At 70.7% G+C, this 19,948-nt stretch carries 20 protein-coding genes and 1 tRNA gene; 12 read left to right on the top strand and 9 right to left on the bottom strand.

The annotated features are described in order from the left end of the window. Positions 1-79 precede the first annotated feature (79 nt). On the bottom strand, positions 80-358 hold the full coding sequence (locus tag FH608_RS05640) for a hypothetical protein (RefSeq protein WP_139629146.1): 279 nt from the start codon (positions 356-358) through the stop codon (positions 80-82). 79 nt (positions 359-437) lie between these two features. Here FH608_RS05640 and FH608_RS05645 point away from each other — a divergent pair, with 79 nt between their 5' ends. Further along, complete coding sequence (locus tag FH608_RS05645) at positions 438-2,831, top strand: glycoside hydrolase family 2 protein (RefSeq protein ID WP_139629148.1); 2,394 nt, start codon at positions 438-440, stop codon at positions 2,829-2,831. 15 nt (positions 2,832-2,846) lie between these two features. Here FH608_RS05645 and FH608_RS05650 read toward each other — a convergent pair whose 3' ends face one another. The 3 genes from FH608_RS05650 to FH608_RS05660 all read right to left on the bottom strand — a co-directional run bounded on the left by FH608_RS05650 (position 2,847) and on the right by FH608_RS05660 (position 5,965). Further along, the gene (locus tag FH608_RS05650) at positions 2,847-3,827 is read right to left on the bottom strand and encodes an LLM class flavin-dependent oxidoreductase (RefSeq protein WP_139629150.1); all 981 of its coding nucleotides are present in this window, start codon (positions 3,825-3,827) and stop codon (positions 2,847-2,849) included. A gap of 104 nt (positions 3,828-3,931) precedes the next feature. Next, the gene (locus FH608_RS05655) at positions 3,932-5,275 is read right to left on the bottom strand and encodes a glycoside hydrolase family 6 protein (RefSeq protein WP_139629151.1); all 1,344 of its coding nucleotides are present in this window, start codon (positions 5,273-5,275) and stop codon (positions 3,932-3,934) included. A gap of 120 nt (positions 5,276-5,395) precedes the next feature. Further along, entirely contained in the window at positions 5,396-5,965 is a 570-nt protein-coding gene (locus tag FH608_RS05660) for a TetR/AcrR family transcriptional regulator (protein WP_139629153.1), read from the bottom strand. Positions 5,966-6,090: 125 nt separating this feature from the next. Here FH608_RS05660 and FH608_RS05665 point away from each other — a divergent pair, with 125 nt between their 5' ends. The 6 genes from FH608_RS05665 (at position 6,091) to FH608_RS05690 (ending at position 10,691) form a co-directional block, all read left to right on the top strand. Further along, positions 6,091-7,866: an MDR family MFS transporter gene (locus tag FH608_RS05665; protein ID WP_193318310.1), complete on the top strand. Its 1,776-nt coding sequence runs from the start codon at positions 6,091-6,093 to the stop codon at positions 7,864-7,866. Further along, positions 7,863-8,279, top strand: a complete 417-nt coding sequence (locus tag FH608_RS05670) for a hypothetical protein (RefSeq protein WP_139629157.1) — start codon at positions 7,863-7,865, stop codon at positions 8,277-8,279. Before FH608_RS05665 ends, FH608_RS05670 begins: the two co-directional genes overlap by 4 nt. Then, on the top strand, positions 8,276-8,512 hold the full coding sequence (locus FH608_RS05675; protein ID WP_139629159.1) for a hypothetical protein: 237 nt from the start codon (positions 8,276-8,278) through the stop codon (positions 8,510-8,512). The genes FH608_RS05670 and FH608_RS05675 overlap by 4 nt, the downstream gene beginning before the upstream one ends. 12 nt (positions 8,513-8,524) lie before the next feature. Next, on the top strand, positions 8,525-9,004 hold the full coding sequence (locus FH608_RS05680) for a universal stress protein (protein WP_139629161.1): 480 nt from the start codon (positions 8,525-8,527) through the stop codon (positions 9,002-9,004). Between the two features lie 85 nt (positions 9,005-9,089). Next, positions 9,090-9,830 (top strand): M15 family metallopeptidase, encoded by a 741-nt coding sequence (locus tag FH608_RS05685; RefSeq protein ID WP_226899029.1) that lies wholly within the window; start codon positions 9,090-9,092, stop codon positions 9,828-9,830. Between the two features lie 12 nt (positions 9,831-9,842). Further along, positions 9,843-10,691: an NUDIX hydrolase gene (locus FH608_RS05690; protein WP_139629163.1), complete on the top strand. Its 849-nt coding sequence runs from the start codon at positions 9,843-9,845 to the stop codon at positions 10,689-10,691. A gap of 9 nt (positions 10,692-10,700) precedes the next feature. On the opposite strand, the gene FH608_RS05695 is transcribed toward FH608_RS05690, so the two are convergent. Next, a complete protein-coding gene (locus FH608_RS05695; protein ID WP_193318254.1) occupies positions 10,701-11,015 on the bottom strand; it encodes an STAS domain-containing protein in 315 nt (104 codons plus the stop codon). A gap of 51 nt (positions 11,016-11,066) precedes the next feature. Between FH608_RS05695 and FH608_RS05700 the strand changes: the two genes are divergently transcribed. Next, positions 11,067-11,156, top strand: a tRNA-Ser gene (locus tag FH608_RS05700). Positions 11,157-11,160: 4 nt separating this feature from the next. Here FH608_RS05700 and FH608_RS05705 read toward each other — a convergent pair. Both FH608_RS05705 and FH608_RS52445 read right to left on the bottom strand, forming a co-directional pair. After that, positions 11,161-11,724, bottom strand: a complete 564-nt coding sequence (locus FH608_RS05705; RefSeq protein ID WP_139629167.1) for a methyltransferase family protein — start codon at positions 11,722-11,724, stop codon at positions 11,161-11,163. Positions 11,725-11,789: 65 nt separating this feature from the next. Beyond that, the gene (locus FH608_RS52445) at positions 11,790-13,961 is read right to left on the bottom strand and encodes a MinD/ParA family ATP-binding protein (RefSeq protein WP_226899031.1); all 2,172 of its coding nucleotides are present in this window, start codon (positions 13,959-13,961) and stop codon (positions 11,790-11,792) included. Between the two features lie 114 nt (positions 13,962-14,075). Between FH608_RS52445 and FH608_RS05715 the strand changes: the two genes are divergently transcribed. Beyond that, entirely contained in the window at positions 14,076-15,032 is a 957-nt protein-coding gene (locus FH608_RS05715; protein ID WP_139629169.1) for an NAD(P)H-quinone oxidoreductase, read from the top strand. 5 nt (positions 15,033-15,037) lie between these two features. After that, positions 15,038-15,556: a bacterial proteasome activator family protein gene (locus tag FH608_RS05720; protein WP_139629171.1), complete on the top strand. Its 519-nt coding sequence runs from the start codon at positions 15,038-15,040 to the stop codon at positions 15,554-15,556. Here FH608_RS05720 and FH608_RS05725 read toward each other — a convergent pair. Then, the gene (locus FH608_RS05725; RefSeq protein ID WP_317135547.1) at positions 15,547-16,317 is read right to left on the bottom strand and encodes an HAD family hydrolase; all 771 of its coding nucleotides are present in this window, start codon (positions 16,315-16,317) and stop codon (positions 15,547-15,549) included. The genes FH608_RS05720 and FH608_RS05725 overlap by 10 nt on opposite strands. A gap of 250 nt (positions 16,318-16,567) precedes the next feature. Here FH608_RS05725 and FH608_RS05730 point away from each other — a divergent pair, with 250 nt between their 5' ends. Continuing rightward, positions 16,568-16,771 carry a cold-shock protein gene (locus FH608_RS05730; RefSeq protein WP_043619750.1) on the top strand — a complete coding sequence of 68 codons (204 nt, stop codon included), beginning with the start codon at positions 16,568-16,570 and terminating at the stop codon, positions 16,769-16,771. A gap of 160 nt (positions 16,772-16,931) precedes the next feature. Beyond that, positions 16,932-18,305 (top strand): exo-alpha-sialidase, encoded by a 1,374-nt coding sequence (locus FH608_RS05735; protein WP_139629175.1) that lies wholly within the window; start codon positions 16,932-16,934, stop codon positions 18,303-18,305. Here the strand turns inward: FH608_RS05735 and serS are convergent. Beyond that, on the bottom strand, positions 18,269-19,531 hold the full coding sequence (serS, locus tag FH608_RS05740; RefSeq protein ID WP_139629177.1) for a serine--tRNA ligase: 1,263 nt from the start codon (positions 19,529-19,531) through the stop codon (positions 18,269-18,271). The two genes, FH608_RS05735 and serS, sit on opposite strands and share 37 nt — an antisense overlap. Positions 19,532-19,948: the final 417 nt, after the last annotated feature.

A 19,948-nucleotide genomic window follows, 5' to 3' on the forward strand; every position in this document is an offset into this window, starting at 1 on the left:
AATTTAGCACGAGTGCGAAGGCGCGGCTTCAGGTGATACACGAGCGTGGCGGCGTGGCTTCAGGTGGTAGGTGCGCGACTCAGAGGACGCCGAGGTCGCCGAGCGGCGTGCGCCAGTAGTCCTCGTCGAGGGGCCTGCTCTGGAGCATGGCCTCGGTGTCGGCACGGGTCCGGTCGAGGTCGGCGGCGGCGTGGAGGATCCTGTTGAAGATCCGGAACGCCTCGTCGTCCCCCGGCCGCATCCGGCTGCTGCGGATGCGGTTGTACCAGTACTTCTGCTCCTCCTCGATCCGCGGCAGGAGCTCGGAACGGGTGAGGGTGCGCGCTTCCTCGATGGTCAGCCGTTTGAAGCCCGACATGGGCTCATTGTGGCGTGCGCGGTCGGGCGGCGGAAAGGGCTAGGATTCTGTGGGAACGATCCCACAACCGGAGGCACTCATGGATCAGAAATGGGAGCTCCGGGGCTTCCTCGGGGACGACTGGCAGCTGCACCGGGCGCAGCTCCACGCCAGGGACGGCCGCGACGCCGGGACGTGGATCCCCGCGCGGGTGCCGGGCAGCGTGCTCGCGGACCTGCTGGCCGCCGGCCAGGTGCCCAGCCCGTACGTCGGCCGCCAGAGCCTGCAGTCGGAGTGGGTCTCGCAGCGCACCTGGGTGTACCGAAGGCGCGTCAGCGCGCCCGACCTGGGCGAGGGGCAGCGGGCGTTCCTGGAGTTCGACGGCATCGACTACGCCGCCACCGTCCACCTCGACGGCGAGCGCGTCGCCACGCACGAGGGCACGTACGTCCCGCTGGTCGTGGAGATGACCGGCCGCCTGACGGGCGAGCACAGCCTGGCGGTGGTCGTCGACCCGGCGCCCGTCAGCGAGCCGCAGGTCGGCTACACGTCCAAGGTCGCGGTGCACAAAGGTCGGATGACTTACGGGTGGGACTTCTGCCCGCGCATGGTCCACCAGGGCCTGTGGGGTCCCGTACGGCTGCGCGTCACCGGCCCCACGCGCCTGGCGGACGTCTGGGCCCGCCCCGTGGGCGACACGCTCCATGTGAGCACGGAGCTGGACGGCCCCGAGACCCGGGTCGAGCACGTGCTCAGGGACGCCGAGGGCCGGGTGGTGGCCACGGCCACCGGCGCGCGGGCCGTCCTGGAGGTCGAGCGGCCCCGCCGGTGGCGCCCGAACGGCCACGGCGAGGCTTACCTCTACGAGCTGACCACCACGGTGGACGGCGACGAGCGCAGGATCCGGGTCGGCTTCCGTGACGTGCGGTTCCGCGCCGAGCAGGCGGGCGCGCTCCCGTACCGCCTGATCGTCGACGGAGAGCCGATCACGATCAAGGGCTGGAACTGGGTGCCCGCCGACGCCCTCTACGGCGCGGTCGGAGCGGACAAGGTGCGCCACCTGCTCACGCTGGCCCGCGACGCCGGCGTGACGATGCTGCGGGTCTGGGGCGGCGGGCTCATCGAGAGCGAGACGTTCTACGACCTTTGTGATGAGTTCGGGATCCTGGTCTGGCAGGAGTTCGCCCAGTCCAGCTCCGGCATGCGCAGCGTGCCCAGCGAGGACGAGGGGTTCGTCTCCCGGATGGCGTGGGAGGCCGAGCGGATCGTGCCCGCCCGCCGCAACCACCCGAGCCTGGCCGTCTGGTGCGGCGGGAACGAGTTGCAGCGGGCCGACGGCGTGCCGCTGGCCGACGCCGACTCCCCCGTGCTCCAGGCGCTGCATGACGTGGTGACCCGGCTCGACCCCGACCGGCACTGGCTGCCGACCTCCCCCTCCGGGCCCGCGTTCGCCGACGTGGCCGGCGGCCCGAGCCCGCACGACGCGCACGGGCCGTGGGAGCACCAGGGGCTGTCCGATCACTACGGCTTCTACGACCGGGGCCGGTCGCTGCTGCTCAGCGAGTTCGGGGTCGAGGGGATGAGCAACCTGCGGGCGATCGAGTCGGTCGTGCCCGCGGAGGAGCGCCACCTCCCGACGACCCGCCGCCCGGTGTGGGACCACCTCGGCCGCTGGTGGAACAACGAGCCGCTGGTCCAGGAGGCGTTCGGCGGCGCGATCGGCGACCTCGCGACCATGTCGAGGGCCAGCCAGTTCCTGCAGGCCGACGGGCTGAGGTACGCCGTGGAGGCCAACCTGCGCAGGCCGGAGAGCTGCGGCGTGCTGCCGTGGCAGCTCAACGAGTCCTTCCCCAACGGGTGGTGCACGGCCGCCGTCGACTACTTCGGCGAGCCCAAGGCCGCCTACCACTATGTGCGTCGCGCGTACCGGAAGACCCACGCGTGCGCCGTGCTCCCGGCCCAGCGCGTGGACGGCGAGGTCGCGGCCATGGTCTGGGCCTGGTCGGACGGCCCGGTGGAGGTCACGGCCCGGTTCCTGCGCCTGGACGGGAGCGAGCTCGCCAAGGAGCACTGGACGGCCGAGGCGGGGCCGCCGCGCCCGCTCGGCGAGATCAAGTGCGCCGGCGACGGCGGGCTCGTCCTGCTCGACCTGTCCACCGGCAGCCGCTACCTGCTGACCACCGGCTCCGGCCTCGGCGACCTGCTCGACCTTCCCGAGGCCCGGGTCTCCACCCGGCTGGAGGCCGCCGGCGACACCTGGACGGTGCGGCTGCGGCACGAGGGCGGGCCGGCGGCGCCGTTCCTGCGGCTGCTCGACGCCCGCCCTGCGAGCGCGCCGGGGTGGGCGCGATGGGACGACAACGCCTTCGACCTGCTGCCCGGCGAGGAACGGGTGCTCCGGTGCGTGTGGGACGGCGTGCCGAAGGAGGAGAGACGCGTGCTGCTCGACGGCTGGAACGTCGGCCCGCACCTCATGAGCACCCCGGACATGTAACGCCCGTCGGGCTGATCAGAGGCCGTGCGCCTGCGCCAGCAGCTCGGCCGAGCGCAGCCACGCCTTCCTGTCGGGCGCGGCGAAGGCGACGATCAGCTCGTCGGCGTCAGCGTGCCCGGCGAACCAGTCGACGTACGCCTTGACCTCCGACACATCCCCCACCGCCGAATATTTCGCCATCTGCACGATCTGCTGTCCGGCCGGCGACTCGAGGATCATGTCGGCCTCCTCCGTCGTGAACGAGCGCCCCCGTCCGAGGAACCTGCTCACCCGCAACCGCTTCGAGGCCAGGAACTGCTCCTGCGCCTCCTCCGCCGTCTCCGCCGCGATCACGTTGAGCGCGGCGATGACGTGCGGCCGCTCCAGCTGGGCGGACGGCTGGAAGTCGCGCCGGTAGAGCGCCACGGCCTCCTCCAGCGCGGCGGGCGCGAAGTGGGAGGCGAACGCGTACGGGAGCCCCAGCGCGGCGGCGAGCTGCGCCCCGAACAGGGAGGAGCCGAGGATGTACAGCGGCACGTTCGTGCCCTTTCCCGGCGTGGCGTGCACGCCCGGGATCCGGGTCTCGCCCGTCAGGTAGCCCTGGAGCTCCAGCACGTCCTGCGGGAACGCGTCCGCGGAGGCCGGGCTGCGGCGCAGGGCGCGCATGGTCGCCTGGTCGCTGCCCGGCGCCCGGCCGAGGCCCAGGTCGATCCGCCCGGGATGAAGGGTTTCGAGGGTGCCGAACTGCTCGGCGATGGTCAGCGGCGAGTGGTTCGGCAGCATCACGCCGCCCGCTCCCAGGCGGATCGTCCGGGTGTGGGCGGCGATGTGGGCGATCAGCACGCTGGTCGCCGACGAGGCGATGCTGTCCATGTTGTGGTGCTCGGCGTACCAGATCCGCCGGTAGCCCAGCTCCTCTGCCCGCTGGGCCAGGGCCACGCTGGCGGCGAAGCTGTCGGCCGCCGTCTCTCCCTCGCCGATGTGGGCCAGATCCAGGATGGACAGCGGCAGAGCCATGAGTACGCGCCTTTCGCAGTGCGGTGTGACCTGGGTCTGTGCAACAGCCGCGAAGGCGCCGTTATTTCATGGCGGGCCCCTTCGACAAGGGGCCCGCCGGGTGGTCAGGAGGCCGTGCAGCTCACCGGCGACGGCACGCCGTTCTGGCCGTTCCAGTTGCCGACGAAGCCGAACGTGGTGCTCGCGCCGGGCGCCAGCGAGCCGTTCCAGTTGAGGTTCGTGACGCTGACGGTGCCGCTGCCCGACAGGTTGCCGTTCCACAGCTGCGAGATCGTCTGCCCGTTCGCGAAGCTCCAGCCGACCTTCCAGCCGGAGATGGCCGACGAGCCGGTGTTCTTCACGGTGACCTCGCCCTGGAAGCCACCCTGCCACTGGTTGGCCACCTTGTACGTGGCCGAACAGCCGGACGGCCCCGTGGTGGGCGTCACGGTCGGCGTGACCGTGGGCGTCACGGTCGGCGTGGTCGGGGGGTCGTCGGTGGGCTCGCCGGCGGCGACGGCCAGGTCGTACGCGCGCTGCGGCACGAACTGACCGGCCGCCGCGATGCACCCGTCGGCCTCCCCGGGTGGCTTGACCCAGAGGTAGGCGGCGATCGCGGAATCACCCGTGTTCGTGGTGCTCCAGATGCCGGTCGCGCGGCCCGATGGGTCGCACCACTCGCTGCCCTGCGGCCCGTTGCCGTTGCGGCTGGTGTCGATGACCGCCTTCAGCCCGGACACGCCGGTCGCCGCGATGACGCTCTTCGCGTACGACACCAGGCCGGGTGTGGACCGGTAGTTGGAGGTGTTGACCGCGATGCCGTCGGCGCTGCCCCTCACGTCGGCCCCGTTCAGCCTGGAGGCGGCCTCCGAGGCGCTGAGCCAGGCGTCGTGCCCGATGTCGAAGTACACCTTCACCTGCGACGACGTCGCCTTGAACGCCCGGCCCGCGTACGCCATGGACGCCTTGACCTCGGCCTGCTGCGAGGAGCTCATGCAGTTGGTCATGATGGCCAGCGCGTCCGGCTCCAGCACGATCGTGGCGGGCCGGCCGCCGAGCCCGGCCGCGACCTGGTCGATCCAGGAGCGGTACGCCGCATGGTCCGGCGCGCCCCCGGCGCTGGCGCCGCCGCAGTCGCGGTTCGGCATCTCGTACACGACCAGGATGGGGATCTTGCCCGCCGCGGCGGCGGCGCCGACGTACGCGTCGACCTGGCCGCGCACGGTGGAGGGGTTGTACGAGGCGAACCACCGGCCCTGCGGCACGGCGGCGATCCGGTCCCTGATCACGGGGGTACGGCTGTCGTTGGGGTTCGCGGCGACCCACTCGGCCGCCTTGGTCTGGGGATCCACGTAGAAAGCGGAGTCGGCGGCCTGGGCGGTGGTGGTCGAGGACATGATGACCCCGCCTGCCACGGCCGTGGCCACCGCGGCGAGGAGCGCCGCCAGCACGGGTCTTCTGCGAGACATGAAAGTACTCCGTCCGTCATGTGGGAGCGCTCCCACCGGCACCCGGATGGTAGGTAGCCGTCGCTGTCCACACAAAGACCTCCGATCGCTGCGTGCCGCGTTTGCGCAGCTCAGACCGGACTAAGCAGGTGAAACTTTCAAGCACGCCTCGAAGACCGCGGTGAGCCGGTCGACGTCGGCCGGGGTGGGTTTCTCCGGGCCGAGACGGCGGCGCATCGCGCCGATGCCGATGAGCGTCCCCGTCGCCATGCGGGCCCTCGCGTGAGCGTCGGGGCCGTCGAGGCGCTCCTCCAGCGGCTTGAGCACGGCCGTCATGAGACGCTCGCGGGCCACCGCCTGGACCTCGGGATGCCCGGCCGAGCGTTCGAGGGTGCGCAGGATCGGGCTCTCCGGCGGCTGCTCCATGCGCGCCGCCGCGTATTCGGCCAGCCGTCTCGGCAGGCCCTCGAAGTCGCCGCCGAACAGGTCGCCGAAGGTGGGCTCGCCGTCCAGGACGGCCCCGAACAGGCCGGCCTTTGAGCCGAAATAGCGCCCGACCAGCGCGACGTTGGCGTCCGCCGCCGCGGCGATCATCCGGACGGTCACTCGCTCGTACCCCTGCTCACCGAACAACGTGCGCGCCGCGCACAGAATGCGCTCCCTGGTGGCCTCGCGATCACGTGGCCTGGCGTCCGTCGCCTGGGCGTTCATGCCCGCACTCTACTCAACCGGAACCCACTTGCCGCGCGGCTAGTAAACGCGCGTATACTCATCTGAGTAAAGCTGTAGTAAGGGGATGTGGTGTAGTGGTAGCGCAGATCGCGGCCGCACCCCCCATGAAGCGGCAGTACACCCACCGCGAAATCCTCGAGGTCATGTCCGGGCTCATGCTCGCGATGCTCACGTCGATGATCTCGACTTCGGTGGTGGGCACGGCGCTGCCGACGATCGTGGGGGAACTGGGCGGGCAGGACCAGTATTCATGGGTCGCCTCGGCGACCATGTTGACGATGACGGTCTCGACGCCGTTGTGGGGGAAGCTGTCCGACCTTTTCGGGCGCAAGCTCCTCTTCCAGACGGCCTTGGGGTTGTTCGTCGCGGCCTCGCTGGTGGCCGGTCTGTCACAGAACATGGGCCAGCTCATCGCGGCGCGGGCCGTACAGGGCCTTGGTGTGGGTGGTTTGTCGGCACTCGCGCAGGTGATCCTGGGAGACATCGTCTCGCCCCGCGAGCGCGGCCGCTACTCCGGCTACATGGGTGCGGTCTTCGGCATCTCCACGGTCGCGGGGCCGTTGCTCGGCGGGTTCCTGGTGGACAGCGACTGGCTCGGATGGCGCTGGTGTTTCTATGTCGTGGTGCCGTTCGCGGTGGTCTCCTTCATCGTGATCCAGAAGGTGCTGAAGCTGCCGAAGGTCAAGCGCAGCACCTCGATCGACATCTGGGGCGCGACCACGATCACGGCCAGCGCCAGCGGGCTCATGCTGCTGCTGACCCTGGGCGGCGTCGAGTTCGAGTGGAACTCCTTCTGGACGTACTTCCTCGCGGCGATCACGCTGCTCATGCTGGCCCTCGCGGTGGTGGCGGAGCGGACCGCGCGTAACCCGATCCTGCCGCCGAGGTTGTTCCGCAACCGCACGTTCGTGCTGACCAGCCTCGCCTCGCTGTTCGTCGGCATGGCGATGTTCGGCGCGATGATCTACCTGCCGCAGTACCTGCAGATCGTCAAGGGGCTCAGCCCGACCGAGTCAGGCCTGATGACGCTGCCCATGGTGATCGCGCTGTTCGTGTCAGGTGTGGTCTCCGGAAAGATCGTCACCGCCACCGGGCGGTGGAAGATCTTCCCGGTCGTCGGCCTGCTGATCGTGGCCACCGGGCTGTTCATGCTCTCCAAGCTGCACGTCGACTCCAGCGAATGGCTCATCGGCTTCGACGTGGCCGTGCTGGGCATCGGGCTCGGCCTGACCATGCAGATGCTCATCCTGGCCGCCCAGAACGGCTCGGAGCTGCGGGACATGGCCTCGACCACGTCGGGCGTCTCGTTCTTCCGCTCCCTGGGCGGCGCGGTCGGCGTGGCGGCCTTCGGCGCGATCCTGACCAACCGGCTCAGGGACGAGATGGCCGAGATGCTCAGGGCCGCGCACATCGCGCTGCAAGGTGGCGGCGACGTCAAGCTCGGCAGCCCCGACGCGATCCAGCAGCTGCCCGCGCCGATCAAGAACATCGTGCTGGAGGCGTTCACGCGGGGTCTGGAGACCGTGTTCATGGTCGGCGTGCCCATCGCGCTGATCGGCTTCGTGGCCGCTATCTTCCTCAAGGAACTGCCGCTGCGCAGCGCCTCGGCTCCCCCTCCGGAGACGAAACCGCTCAGCAAGGACGACCTGGTCCTGGCCGGTCTCCTGCTCGAACTCATCGCCCAGCGCATCGAGCGGGTGAACGGCGAGCGCTCGGCGCTGCTCACCGCGGTCGCCAGGATGGCGCCGCCCGACGGTCGCACGGAACGCGAGCGGGCCAGAACGGTCGCACACAACGTGCTGCGACCCACGTCCCGCGCGCTGATCGCCCAAGCCGCGCCACCGCAGAAAGACCTCGTATCAGGAGGAATCACACAATGATTCGCAAGTTCGTGGGCACCGTCGCGGCAGCCCTGGCCGTACTGGCCGGGCTGTGGCTGATGATCGCGCCCTTCGCGCTCGGCACCCAGCCGGAGAACGCCGACTGGACGAGCGCCACGCAGTCCGAGTTCTTCAGCGGCCTGGGCGTGGCCGTCGTGGGGCTCATCGGCGCGATCTGCTTCGCCGCGGCCATCTACGAGGAGCTCGTGGTGCGGGGCCTGGTGGAGGTACGCCAGCGCAAGGCCGAGCCGGAGCCCGAGCCCGTGCCCGTCCCCGCGCCCCAGGCGTCCTCCGCGGAGCTGGCGAGCCTGCTGGCGCCGCTGGTCGAGGCGCTGCGCGAAGACCTCAGCAACTCGGGTGAGCACCGCAGGAACGGCAAGGCTCCCCTGGTCGGAGTGGAGGAGAACCGATGAAGGCAAAGCTGGGCGTCATCGCCCTCGTCGTGCTGTTCCTGGGCGGCCTGTGGCTGGTCGCCGCGCCGTTCGCGGTCGGCTACCAGGCGAGGGGCGCCACCTACGTGGACGCGACGGTCAACGACCTGTGGCTCGGCGGCTCGCTCGCCGCCATCTCGTTCGTGTCTCTCGTGATCTACGCGGCCGACGCCCTGCGCGAGCTGGCCCGCCGCGGCAAGCACTCCGACGCCTGACGCGAGCGTGCCGTGTTCAGCGGTGACCCAGACCCCTCCTCGTGGGAGCCCCTGACCGGTAGGCTCCCCGCTGGGCAGTTCGAGATCGGCAAGGACGGCGCCGGCCTGCTCGTGGTGGGCTTCGACGGATCGGGCCCGAGCCGCAACGCGCTCGCGTACGCGGCCGGGCTCGCCCGGAGAGACAACGCCTCCTTGCTCATCGTCTTCGTGGAGTCCCTCAACGGCGCCCCCATGTGGTTCTTCGCCGGATCGCCCATCATCCCCGACGCGGCGGCCGACCTGACCGAGGACCTGCGGGAGGAGTTGAAGGACGCGGGCGTCCCCTGGCAGTTCGTCAGCGTGCGGGGTGATGCGGCACGCGAGCTGGAGACGCTGGCCAACGCTCACATGGCCGACGCCATCGTGGTGGGGCACTCGCGCTCCACCTGGCACGGCTCGGTGGCGGTCAGGCTGGCGAAACGGGCTCGCCACACCGTGCTGATCGTGCCCTGATCGCGGCGGTCGGGGCAGCGAAACGAGCTCGCCGTATGGCGCTGATAGTGCCCTGAGCTGCCCGAACGTCGCATATGGTGGCGAGATGAAACGTGCTGCCGCCATGGCGTTCGTGGTGCTCGCGTCCGTTTCGTGCGGGACGACGCGGGCCCCTGCCACCGCGGGCTCCTCCTCGCAGGTGCCCGCTCCCGCACAGGAGATGGCCGACACGGCCACACCCACGGCCACACCCACGGCCACTCCGAGCCCTACCGGCCCGCCGAAGTTCAGCGCCAAGGTCACGCGGGTCTCCCGTGACCGCCTGCCGTACTCGTGGCGCCCCGGCTGCCCGGTCCACTACCGTGACCTCCGGCTGATCACCATGTCGTACTGGGGCTTCGACGACAAGCCGCACACCGGCGAGATGGTGGTGCGCAAGACGGTCACCGACGACGTCGTGACGGTCTTCAGGAAGCTGTACGACTGGCGCTGGCCGATCAAGCAGATGAAGCTGGTGGACGCGTACAAGGCCGACGACTACGCCTCGATCGACGCCAACAACACCTCCGCCTTCAACTGCCGCAAGGCGACCGGGTCCAGCAACTGGTCCAACCACGCGTACGGGGAGGCCATCGACCTCAACCCGCTCCAGAACCCCTACGTCACCGCGGACGGCGGCACGGCGCACGAGAACGCCAAGAAGTACACCGAGCGGCCCATGAAGGGCAAGGGCGTGATCAACCCAGGCGACAAGGTGGTCAAGGCCTTCGCCCAGGTCGGCTGGGAGTGGGGCGGCTACTGGTCGGGCACCAAGGACCTGCAGCACTTCAGCAAGGGCGGAGGCTGAGACAATCATCCCATGACCGCCAAGGACGGGGACGGCTGGGCCGAGTGCTCGCAAGGCCATCGGCACTGGGGGCTGCACGGCGCGTCGGGGCTGCTCGCCGTGCACCATGACGCGCTCGGCGTGCCGTACGTGCTGATGCAGAAACGCGCCATCTGGAGCCACCACGGCGGCACGTGGGGGCTGCCGGGAGGAGCGCGCGACAGCCACGAGGACGCCGTCACCAGCGCGCTGCGCGAGGCCCACGAGGAGGCGGCGCTGACCGGCGACGCGCTGCGGGTGCAGGGCGTCTTCCGCGACGACCACGGCGGGTGGGCGTTCGAGACGGTGATCGCCGAGTCGGCCGAGCTGCTGGCCGCGGCGCCCGCCAACGGCGAGAGCGACGAGCTGCGCTGGCTGCCGCTGCCCGAGGTCACCGACCGCGAGCTGCATCCCGGCTTCGCGGCCACCTGGAGCGACATCCAGGTGGCGATCAGGCCGGAGACCGTCGTCCTCGACGTGGCCAACATCGTGGGCGCGCGGGCCGAGCACGGCTGGTGGCGCGACCGGCTCGGGGCCGCGACCCGGCTGCTCGAGGCCGTGGCGGGCGTGCGGCTGGCGCATCCCGTGCTTTCGCAGTGGTATCCGCGCGTGGTGGCGGTCGTGGAGGGCGCCGCCAGGAGCGCGCCGGCCGTGCCGGGCATCCAGGTGGTCGCGGCCACGGGCAGCGGCGACGACGCGATCGTCGACGTGGTGCGGCGGGCCAAGCCGTGGGAGCGCGTGCTCGTCGTCACCGCCGATCGAGGGCTGCGCGAACGGGTGCGCGGGCTGGGCGCCGAGACCACCGGCCCGACGTGGCTGCTCTCCCAGCTCGGCAAGCCTTAGAGGAGCACGTCAAAGTACGTCGTCGAAGGCGGCCTTGAGCCCCGTCACGTCGAGGACCCTCTGCAAGACCCCGTGCACCCCGACCAGGCGTAACGAGCCGGCCTGCGCGGAGACCCGGCGCTGGTGCTCCACCAGCGCCCACAGGCCGCTGGAGTCGCAGAACTCCAGCTCCCCCATGTCGAGGACGAACTGCACCCGCCCCTCCTCCAGGAGCGCGGCCAGGCAGTGCCTGAGCTGCGGCGCCGTGACCTTGTCGAGGTCACCGTCGAGGCGCACGAGCGCGGCCGCGTCACCGCGCTCCACCTCGACGTTGAGATCTGCCACCTCCTGAACGTACACCGCTGTCACCACAGCCGCTATCGTGGTTTCCGCACGGGAGGGTTCGCATAGTGGACGAGTGCAGCCGCCTTGAAAGCGGCCAGGTCAGCGATGGCCTCGTGGGTTCGAATCCCACACCCTCCGCCAGAGTTCAATACACGAACGGGACAAGCCGGGCAGTGTGCCCGCGGTAGGTCGCGTACTCATCGCCGAACCTGTCGACCAGCAGCAGCTCCTCCGAGCGGATCCGCCAGCCGTAGGCCACCAGCATGAGCGCGCCCACGACCGCGAAGGCCATCCAGTTGCCGCAGCCCACGCAGCAGCCCGTCCAGACGAGCAGGCTGCCGGCGTATCCGGGATGACGGATCATCCGGTACGGCCCGGACGTGACCACGTGCTGGCCGCCCGTCACGTGCAGGGTTCGGGTGTAGTACGCCCCGAGCGTGATCATGCCCCAGGCGCGCAGCCCCAGCCCGGCCGCCATCATCCCCACCCCCACCCAGCGCACCTCGACCGGCAGCCATCCGACTCCCAGCAGTCCCAGCACGACGATGAGCACGATGGCCACGTTGTAGGCGGCGACGAGCAGCAAGGTGCTACCCCTGTCACCGCCACGGTCGTCCGGGCCGTCGGCGGCGGCACGGCGGCGGAGTGCGATCTCAAAGCCAAGCCACAGGAGCAGACCGGCGATGGCGAGCCAGTTGGTGATCGGCATGACACCATGCTCACCGGAGCGTGACCGATCGACAAGCGGGTGAGCCCGGCCCGATCACCTTCCGATCACTCGCGGACGCCCGCGAAGCCGTCGCCCACGCAGGCGGCGAGCTGCAGGTAGGCCTCCCTGGTCGGCTCCTGGAGCCGGTCGAGGTCGATCTCCGCGCCCTCCTCCAGGTGCGGGTCGTACGGCACCCGGACCACCGCGCGACACCTGGCCGCGAAATGGGCCTCCAGCTTCTTGATGTCGACCGCCGACTTCGTACGCGGCCGCACGCTGCAGAGCACCACGGTCGCGTTCTTCACCAGGTCGCCGTAGTGGTGCGCCTCCAGCCAGTCGAGCGTCGCCGAGGCCGCCCGCGCGCCGTCCACGGACGGCGAGCTGACCAGCACGATCTGGTCGGCCAGCCCGAGCACCCCGCCCATCGCCGAGTGGAGCAGGCCGGTTCCGCAGTCGGTGATGCAGATGGAGTAGAAGTTCTCCAGCACCTGGGAGACGTCCTGGTAGTCGGCGCCGCTGAACGCCTCCGACACCGACGGGTCGCGGTCGGAGGCGAGCACCTCCAGCCGGGACGGCGCCTGCGAGGTGAACGCCCTGATGTCGACGTAGCGCTTGACCTGGTCGCGCTCGTTGAGCAGGTCGCGCACGGTGGCCGAGGTCTCCAGGACGAGCTTGTCGGACAGGGTGCCGCGGTCGGGGTTGGCGTCCACCGCGATCACGCGGTCGCCGCGGATCTGGGCCAGGGTGGCACCGAGGCCGACGGTGGTCGTGGTCTTGCCCACGCCGCCCTTGAGGCTCAGCACCGCCACCCTGTGGTGGCCGGTGGTGACGGGGGTGCGAGCCCTGGTCATCAGCTCGCGGCGGCGGCGCACCTCCGGCGGCTCGCCCGGCTTGATCCAGCCGCCCGACGCCTTGTAGACCATGCGGCGCCAGCCCTTGGAGGGGGCGTTACGCCGTCCGCGGAGCAGGTATTCGGGGTCGAGGCTCTCCGCCGTGGGCCGGCCGGTGACCGGGGGGCGCGGCGGGGCGGTGAACACCGGGATCGGCGCCTGGTGGCGGCGCCGCTCGGGCGGCGGCGGGATCTCGCGGTCGGCGGGACGCCACGCCTGCTGCTGCCCGGCGGGGATCTCCCGGTCGGCCGGGCGCCATTCGGGCTGCTGCTCGGTGGGACCCCACTCGGGCTGCTGCTCAGCCGGTGGGGGAAGCTCCCGGTCGGCGCGGCGCCACTCGTTCTGCTGCTCGGTGGGACCCCACTCGGGCTGCTGCTCAGCCGGTGGGGGAAGCTCCCGGTCGGCGGGGCGCCACTCGTTCTGCTGCTCGGGCCACTGCGGGCGCTCCTCCTGATGGCGGCCCTCGGGCTGCTCGGGACGCGCCGCGCGCCCCTGCTCGGGCTGGTCGGCCGGGCGCTCCTCCTGGCGGGAGCGCTCCACGTCGAGCGGACGATCCCGCTGCGGGGCGCTCTCGGGCTCGCGCTCCTGCTCTTGGGGCCGCTCGGGCGACTCCAGGGTCTCCTTGGCGGGCAGCGGCAGGATCGGCTCGGTCCAAGAAAGGCGCACATCGGGCACGGTGTGCTCGGGCTGCTCGTCCTCCTCGGTGCGCTCCTCGCCGGCCGGCGCGGCCTCCGGCTCCGTCCACTTCGGTGGCTGGATGCTCGGGAGCGTGTCGGAGGACTCCGGTTCCGGGCGCTCGGCCTCCGAGGAGTCGTCGGCGGCCTCCGGCTCGGGGGCGCGCGCCCACTCGGGGACCGTCGACCAGGACGACTCCGCCGTCTCGCCCGCCGCCGTCTCGGCGGCGGGCGGCTCGACGGGCTCAGGAGGCGTGAACGACAGCGAGTACGAGTCGGTGTCGTCGGGACGTGGCAGCGGCCTCAGCGGAGCGTGGAACGGGTCGTCCGCGCCCGGCGTCGAGGCCGCCTCCTTCGTCCCGGTGCCCCCGGCGGCACCGGTCGTGCCGGCCGTACCGAGCCACTCGGCGGCCTCGGCCTCGCTCTCGGGAAGGTCCTCGGCCGCCGCGGCGCCGTACACGGAGTCGACGGCCGCGCGGAACAGCGGCGGCGTCGGCGTGTCGTGCTGCGCGGGCACCAGCAGCCACGGGTCCTGGGGGTACGGCGAGGCGACCGGCTCGTCGGCCGCTGCGGCCGAGGCGCTGACGGGGACGGGAGCCTCCTCCGACTCCTTGATCGCGTCGAGCCACGCCAGCTGTTCCTCGAGCGATTCCTCTCGATCGTGTCTTGCCACCGTGTTCCCCCTCGGGTGGGTCTAAAGGGGCAGCAAATACCTTGCAGATTAACGTGACGCGCCGCCGCGGAGCCCGGCAACCCACAACTTCTTTGCCCGGCTACCGTAGTTCGCATGCGAGCCATTGAGATCGCCGAGCCCGGCGGACCCGAGGTGCTGGAGTGGCGTGAGGCGCCTGACCCGCGCGTCGAGCGGGGGGAAGTGCTCATCGAGGTGGCCGCCTCGGCGGTCAACCGTGCCGATGTGCTGCAGAGACAGGGATTTTACGAACCCCCGCCCGGCGCGCCGCCATACCCGGGGCTGGAGGTCTCGGGCGTGGTGGCCGAGGTCGGCGCGGACGTGGAGCAGTTCAGGCCGGGCGACGAGGTGTGCGCGCTGCTGGCCGGCGGCGGTTACGCCGAGCGCGTAGCCGTGCCCTGGCAGCAGGTCATGCCGGTGCCTGACGGGGTGCCGCTGCGGGAGGCCGCCGGGCTGCCGGAGGTGGCGTGCACGGTGTGGTCCAACGTCTTCATGATCGGGCGGCTGCGCAAGGGCGAGACGCTGCTGGTGCACGGCGGGGCCAGCGGGATCGGCACGTTCGCGGTGCAGCTGGCCAAGGCGCTCGGCTCGCGCGTCGTCACGACCGTCGGCACGGCGGCCAAGGCCGAGCGCGTCAGGGAGCTCGGCGCGGACGAGGTCATCAACTACCGCGAAGAGGACTTCGCGGACAAGGTACGCGCTGACGTGATCCTCGACATCATGGGCGCCAAATACCTCGCGGGGAACGTACGCGCGCTCCGCACCGGCGGCCGGCTCGTGGTCATCGGGCTCCAGGGCGGCCGCAAGGCCGAGCTCGACCTCGGCGCCCTGCTCGCCAAGCGCGCCGCCGTCCACGCCACCGCGCTCCGCTCGCGTCCCGTGGACGAGAAGGGCGCCATCGTGCGTAGTGTCGTGGACAACGTGTGGCCGCTGGTCAGCGCCGGAGCGGTGCGTCCCGTGGTGCACGCCGAGGTGCCGATGGCGGACGCCGCCGAAGCGCACCGAATGTTGGATTCGGGAGAACACGTCGGCAAGATCCTGCTAGTACGGTGAGTGTTATGAATGCTGAGGACAACAACACCCCCCACATCGTGGTGGTGGGCCCCGACTTCCAAGGTCAGGGCGATAGCGGCGAAGACGACCGGTCGGTCACCAACCTGGTCGAGCAGCCCGCCAAGGTGATGCGCATCGGCAGCATGATCAGGCAGCTTCTCGACGAGGTCCGGGCGGCTCCGCTCGACGAGGCCAGCCGCAAGCGGTTGAAGGAGATCCACGAGTCCTCCATCAAGGAGCTCGAGGACGGCCTGGCGCCGGAGCTGGTCGACGAGCTGGAGCGGCTGTCCCTGCCTTTCACGGAGGAGAACGGCGCGCCGCCGAGCGAGGCCGAGCTGCGCATCGCGCACGCCCAGCTGGTCGGCTGGCTCGAAGGGTTGTTCCACGGCATCCAGACCACGCTGTTCGCGCAGCAGATGGCGGCCCGCGCCCAGCTGGAGCAGATGCGCAGGGCGCTGCCCGGCGTGCCGCCCGGTGACGACCAGCAGCAGCGTCCGCACGGCGGCTCGGGCCCCTACCTGTAGAGGCGCTCGATCACCTGCGCGACGCCGTCCTCGTCGTTGGCCGCGGTCACGTGATCGACCGCAGCCAGCACGTCGGGGTGCGCGTTGGCGACCGCGTACGACGTACCTGCCCAGCTCAGCATGGGCAGGTCGTTCGGCATGTCACCGAACGCGACCGACTCCGACGCCCTGATCTCGTGCTGCCCGGCCAGCGCCGCGAGGGCCGTGGCCTTCGTCACGCCCTGAGCGCTCATCTCGATCAGCCCCTTGCGGCTGGAGTGGGTGGCCGTCACAAGATGGCCCACCAGCCGGTGCACGGTGTCCTGCAACTCGTCGGGGTCCATGCCGGGGTGCAGCGCGAGCAGCTTCGCGCACGGGCGCGCGGTCACGGAGTCAACGCATACCCCCCGAGTGTGCTTGTCCAGGCCACCGAGGAGGAAATCGGACTCATGCGCAAAACCCACTTCATACTCGACCGAAAATGCGAGATCGGACACGTTCGCTCTTAGCTGAGCCACCACTTCCCTGAGCACGTCCACGGTGATCAGGTGGGATTCCACTATCCGTTCGGTATGGAGATCGTAGATCAGCGCGCCGTTGGCACAGATCGCGAGCCCACGGTGACGTACGGCACCCGCGACCCCGCCCATCCACCGCGGCGGCCGCCCCGTCACGAACACGAGCATCCCTCCGTATTCCTCGACCTTGGCGAAGGCCGAGGCAGTGCGGGGAGACACGGTTCCGTCGGTGCGCAAGGCGGTCCCGTCGAGGTCGGTGGCCACAAGACGGGGCGTGGGAAGGCTGTGCATAACAGGTTCCAGTTTGCCCGGTGATGCCGCCTGACAGAAATCTTCGTTGGTACGGGAACACCAACGCTCCAGAATGGTGTTAGATGTGATGGCGTTGTATTAGCTGATCCCGTAGTGAAAACCAGCATGACTTTGTCTGAGCCACCCCGGGTGCTTGCTGTACGACACACCGGGACCCACGAGGTGTGGGTCCCATAGATTCACATCCTGAGGGAGAGCTTTTATGGCTCAGGGAACCGTCAAGTGGTTCAACGCCGAGAAGGGCTTCGGCTTCATCGCCCCGGACGGCGGTGCGCCGGACGTGTTCGTGCACTTCTCCGAGATCGTCGGCAACGGCTACCGCAGCCTTGAAGACGGCCAGCGGGTCGAGTTCGAGATCACGCAGGGCCAGAAGGGGCCGCAGGCCTCTCAGGTCCGAGCCATCTGACCTGTAACAGCTAGACAGACCGGGGTTCGCTTCCAGCGGGCCTCGGTCTTTTGCGTGTTCCGGGTTGGTCACGGCCGCGAACCTTCCGCCTCCTCCGATCATCCACCTCTACATGAGGTACGCCTGGTTATGCCACCCTGTGACCGTTGCCGGGGTTTTCGTGCTGTTGGTCAACGACCATCTGCTCAAGCAGGCCTGGCCCGGGTTCGTCACGGGCAAGCTCAGCGACGTCGCGGGGCTCGTCGCGGCCCCCGCACTGGTGGCCCTGCTGTTCTGGCGGCGGGCCGACCTGGCGGCCACCGTACTGACCGGGGTGCTCTTCGCGCTCGTGAAAACGACGGAGACGGGCGCTGAGGCGGCCTCCCATGTCTGGACCCTCGTGGCGGGTCCGTCGCGCGTCCTGGCCGATCCCACGGACCTCCTGGCGCTGCCGGCGCTCGCCCTGGCGTGGTGGGTACGCCGTCGCAGCCTGGAGTCGGGCTCCTCGCGCTGGCGGGTCGTCGTCACGATGCCGCTGGCCGTCCTCGCGGTCACCGCCACGTCGGCGGCGCCCATGCCCACCGCCCGTTCGGTCGACGTGGACGGGGACCGCATCACCGTCCAGGTGACGAGCGGCGTCACGCGGGTCTCCGAGGACGGGGGCGCCACCTGGTCCGAGTCGTACGACAGCCCGCCCGAGGGCAGGCCCTCGCCTCAGAGCGCCGCCTGCGTGCCGAGGCAGGCCACGCGGTGCTACCGGCTGGTCAAGGACCGGATGGCCGTGGAGCAGTCCGACGACGGCGGCAGGACGTGGGAGCCGTCGTGGGCCATGAGCCAGGGCGACAGCGAGCGGATGGCCAGGCGCTATTCGGGGATCCCCGGGCAGAGCTCCATGGGGCTGGCCGTGCAGGCCCGCCCGGGAGGCCACGTCGTGGTCGTCGCGAACGGCCTGGACGGCATCCTCGTACGCGACGTCTCCGGGCAGTGGCAGCGGCTCGGCTGGCCCGGCGGGACGGAGGAACCGGCCGCTGAGGTCGACCTGACCCTGGAGTTCATCGTGGCGATCTTCCTGGCCGCCTGCATGCTGTTCGGCGGCGTCGGGGCGGGGCTGCGCCGGTTCCACCTCGCGTACATGATCTTCGCTTCGGCCGCCTGCCTGGGCCTCTTCACCATGCTCATCAGCGCGAGCGCGCCCGCTTCGTCCACCACCGAGGCGTTCATGCCTTCGCTCAGCTGGTCGGAACTGGTGCCGCTGATCGGCGGCAGCGTGCTCGTCACCGTGGTCGGCGTGCTGGTGTCCTTCGTGCTGGCCTGCACGGGCCGGGCGCGGGGCGCTCATGTGGCCGTCGGCCTGGTGGCCGCGCCACTGGTCTTCGCGGGCGTCTACACGCCCTTCTACGGCTGGTCACAGGGCGCCCCGGGACCCTACTGGGTCGCGGTCGCGCTGGCCGTGCTGCTGACCGGCCTCGTGGTGCTGGCGGGCGCCCTGCTGATCAGGCACGACGCCCGCCGCCGGTCCTACTTGGACGGCTCCAGCACCTCGAGACCCACGTAGGGCCGCAGCGCCTCGGGAACCACCACGGAGCCGTCGGCCTGCTGGTGGTTCTCCAGGATCGCGACGAGCCAGCGGGTGGTGGCCAGCGTGCCGTTGAGCGTGGCCAGGTGCCGCGGCTTGCCGTCCTGGTCGCGGTAGCGGGCGGAGAGCCGGCGCGCCTGGAACTCCGTGCAGTTGGAGGTCGAGGTCAGCTCGCGGTAGCGGCCCTGGGTGGGGATCCACGCCTCGCAGTCGTACTTGCGGGCGGCCGACATGCCGAGGTCGCCCGCCGCCGTGTCGATGACGCGGTAGGGGACCTCGATCTTGGCCAGCATCTCCTTCTCCCAGTCGAGCAGGCGCAGGTGCTCCTCGTGGGCGTCCTCCGGACGCACGTACGAGAACATCTCGACCTTGTCGAACTGGTGCACCCGGATGATGCCCCTGGTGTCCTTGCCGTACGAGCCGGCCTCGCGGCGGAAGCACGACGACCAGCCGGCGTAGCGCAGCGGCAGGTCACCGGCGTCGAGGATCTCCTGGGAGTGGTATCCGGCCAGCGAGACCTCCGACGTGCCGACGAGGTAGAGGTCGTCCTCGGGCAGGCGGTAGATCTCCTTGTCGTGGGCCACGTGGAAGCCGGTGCCCTGCATGGTCTCCGGCTTGACGAGCACCGGCACGATCATCGGCGTGAAGCCGGCCTCGATCGCCTGCTGCATGGCCATGTTGAGCAGGCCGAGCTGCAGGCGCGCCCCGAGGCCCTTGAGGAAGAAGAACCGCGAGCCGGACACCTTGGCGCCCCGCTCCATGTCGATGGCGCCGAGCCCCTCGCCCAGCTCCAGGTGGTCCTTGGGCTCGAAGTCGAACACCCGGGGCTCGCCGTGCGTCTCCAGCACGACGTAGTCGTCCTCGCCGCCCTCCGGCGCGCCCTCCTCCACGATGTTGGGCACCGTCTGGAGGAGCTCGTCGAGCTCGCCCGCCAGCTTCTCCGCCTCGGCCTCCGCGGCCTTGACCTGACTCGCGAGGTCCTTGGCGCGCTGGAGCAGCGCGGTCTTCTCCTCCCCCTGCGCCTTGGAGACCGACTTGCCCATGCTCTTCTGCTCGGCGCGCATGGACTCGAACGAGGTCAGCGCGGATCGGCGGCGCTCGTCCAGGTCGAGCAGCGTGTCGACGACGGAGTCGTCCTCGCCGCGGGCACGCTGCGACGCCCGCAGTCGGTCGGGATCCTCACGAAGGGTACGCAGGTCAATCACAAGCCAAAGGCTACCGGCGCGGAGCGGCACCTCGCCCCTGGATTACCGCGTACACGCCCACCCGACTCCCGAACCCGTCCCCCAGCTGCCGCCCACCTGGCACCGGCCCGGCCCCGCCTCGCGACGGCCCGGCCCGCCCGGCCCCGCCTCGCGACGGCCCGGCCTGCCCGGTCCCGCCTCGCATCTGCTCACCCGGGCCTGGCGCCGACCCCCAGCCCCGGCCACTTCCGTTCCAGCTCAGCCTCACACCGTGCCCCGGGCGAGCCCCGCGCCATGCCGACACGGCCGCCGTCACGCCGCGGACGCTTCCACGCGAGCCGAGGGCGCGAGCACGGGAGCGCGCGAAGCAGCGGGCACCGGTCTCGGAGCCACTGGGCACCTGGCACGTGAACGCCGCGCGCTCCGGCCGACCTACGC

Origin of the sequence: Nonomuraea phyllanthi (assembly GCF_006334985.2) — a bacterium.
Taxonomy (GTDB): domain Bacteria; phylum Actinomycetota; class Actinomycetes; order Streptosporangiales; family Streptosporangiaceae; genus Nonomuraea; species Nonomuraea phyllanthi.

Coding starts and splice junctions, on each gene's coding strand:
- FH608_RS05730 (WP_043619750.1), top strand. CDS start 16,568: ATGGCTCAGGGAACCGTCAAGTGGTTCAACGCCGAGAAGGGCTTCGGC.
- FH608_RS05665 (WP_193318310.1), top strand. CDS start 6,091: ATGAAGCGGCAGTACACCCACCGCGAAATCCTCGAGGTCATGTCCGGG.
- FH608_RS05650 (WP_139629150.1), bottom strand. CDS start 3,827: ATGGCTCTGCCGCTGTCCATCCTGGATCTGGCCCACATCGGCGAGGGA.
- FH608_RS05670 (WP_139629157.1), top strand. CDS start 7,863: ATGATTCGCAAGTTCGTGGGCACCGTCGCGGCAGCCCTGGCCGTACTG.
- FH608_RS05675 (WP_139629159.1), top strand. CDS start 8,276: ATGAAGGCAAAGCTGGGCGTCATCGCCCTCGTCGTGCTGTTCCTGGGC.
- FH608_RS05645 (WP_139629148.1), top strand. CDS start 438: ATGGATCAGAAATGGGAGCTCCGGGGCTTCCTCGGGGACGACTGGCAG.
- FH608_RS05720 (WP_139629171.1), top strand. CDS start 15,038: ATGAATGCTGAGGACAACAACACCCCCCACATCGTGGTGGTGGGCCCC.
- FH608_RS05685 (WP_226899029.1), top strand. CDS start 9,090: ATGAAACGTGCTGCCGCCATGGCGTTCGTGGTGCTCGCGTCCGTTTCG.
- FH608_RS05705 (WP_139629167.1), bottom strand. CDS start 11,724: ATGCCGATCACCAACTGGCTCGCCATCGCCGGTCTGCTCCTGTGGCTT.
- FH608_RS05655 (WP_139629151.1), bottom strand. CDS start 5,275: ATGTCTCGCAGAAGACCCGTGCTGGCGGCGCTCCTCGCCGCGGTGGCC.
- FH608_RS05660 (WP_139629153.1), bottom strand. CDS start 5,965: ATGAACGCCCAGGCGACGGACGCCAGGCCACGTGATCGCGAGGCCACC.
- FH608_RS05690 (WP_139629163.1), top strand. CDS start 9,843: ATGACCGCCAAGGACGGGGACGGCTGGGCCGAGTGCTCGCAAGGCCAT.
- FH608_RS05715 (WP_139629169.1), top strand. CDS start 14,076: ATGCGAGCCATTGAGATCGCCGAGCCCGGCGGACCCGAGGTGCTGGAG.
- FH608_RS05640 (WP_139629146.1), bottom strand. CDS start 358: ATGTCGGGCTTCAAACGGCTGACCATCGAGGAAGCGCGCACCCTCACC.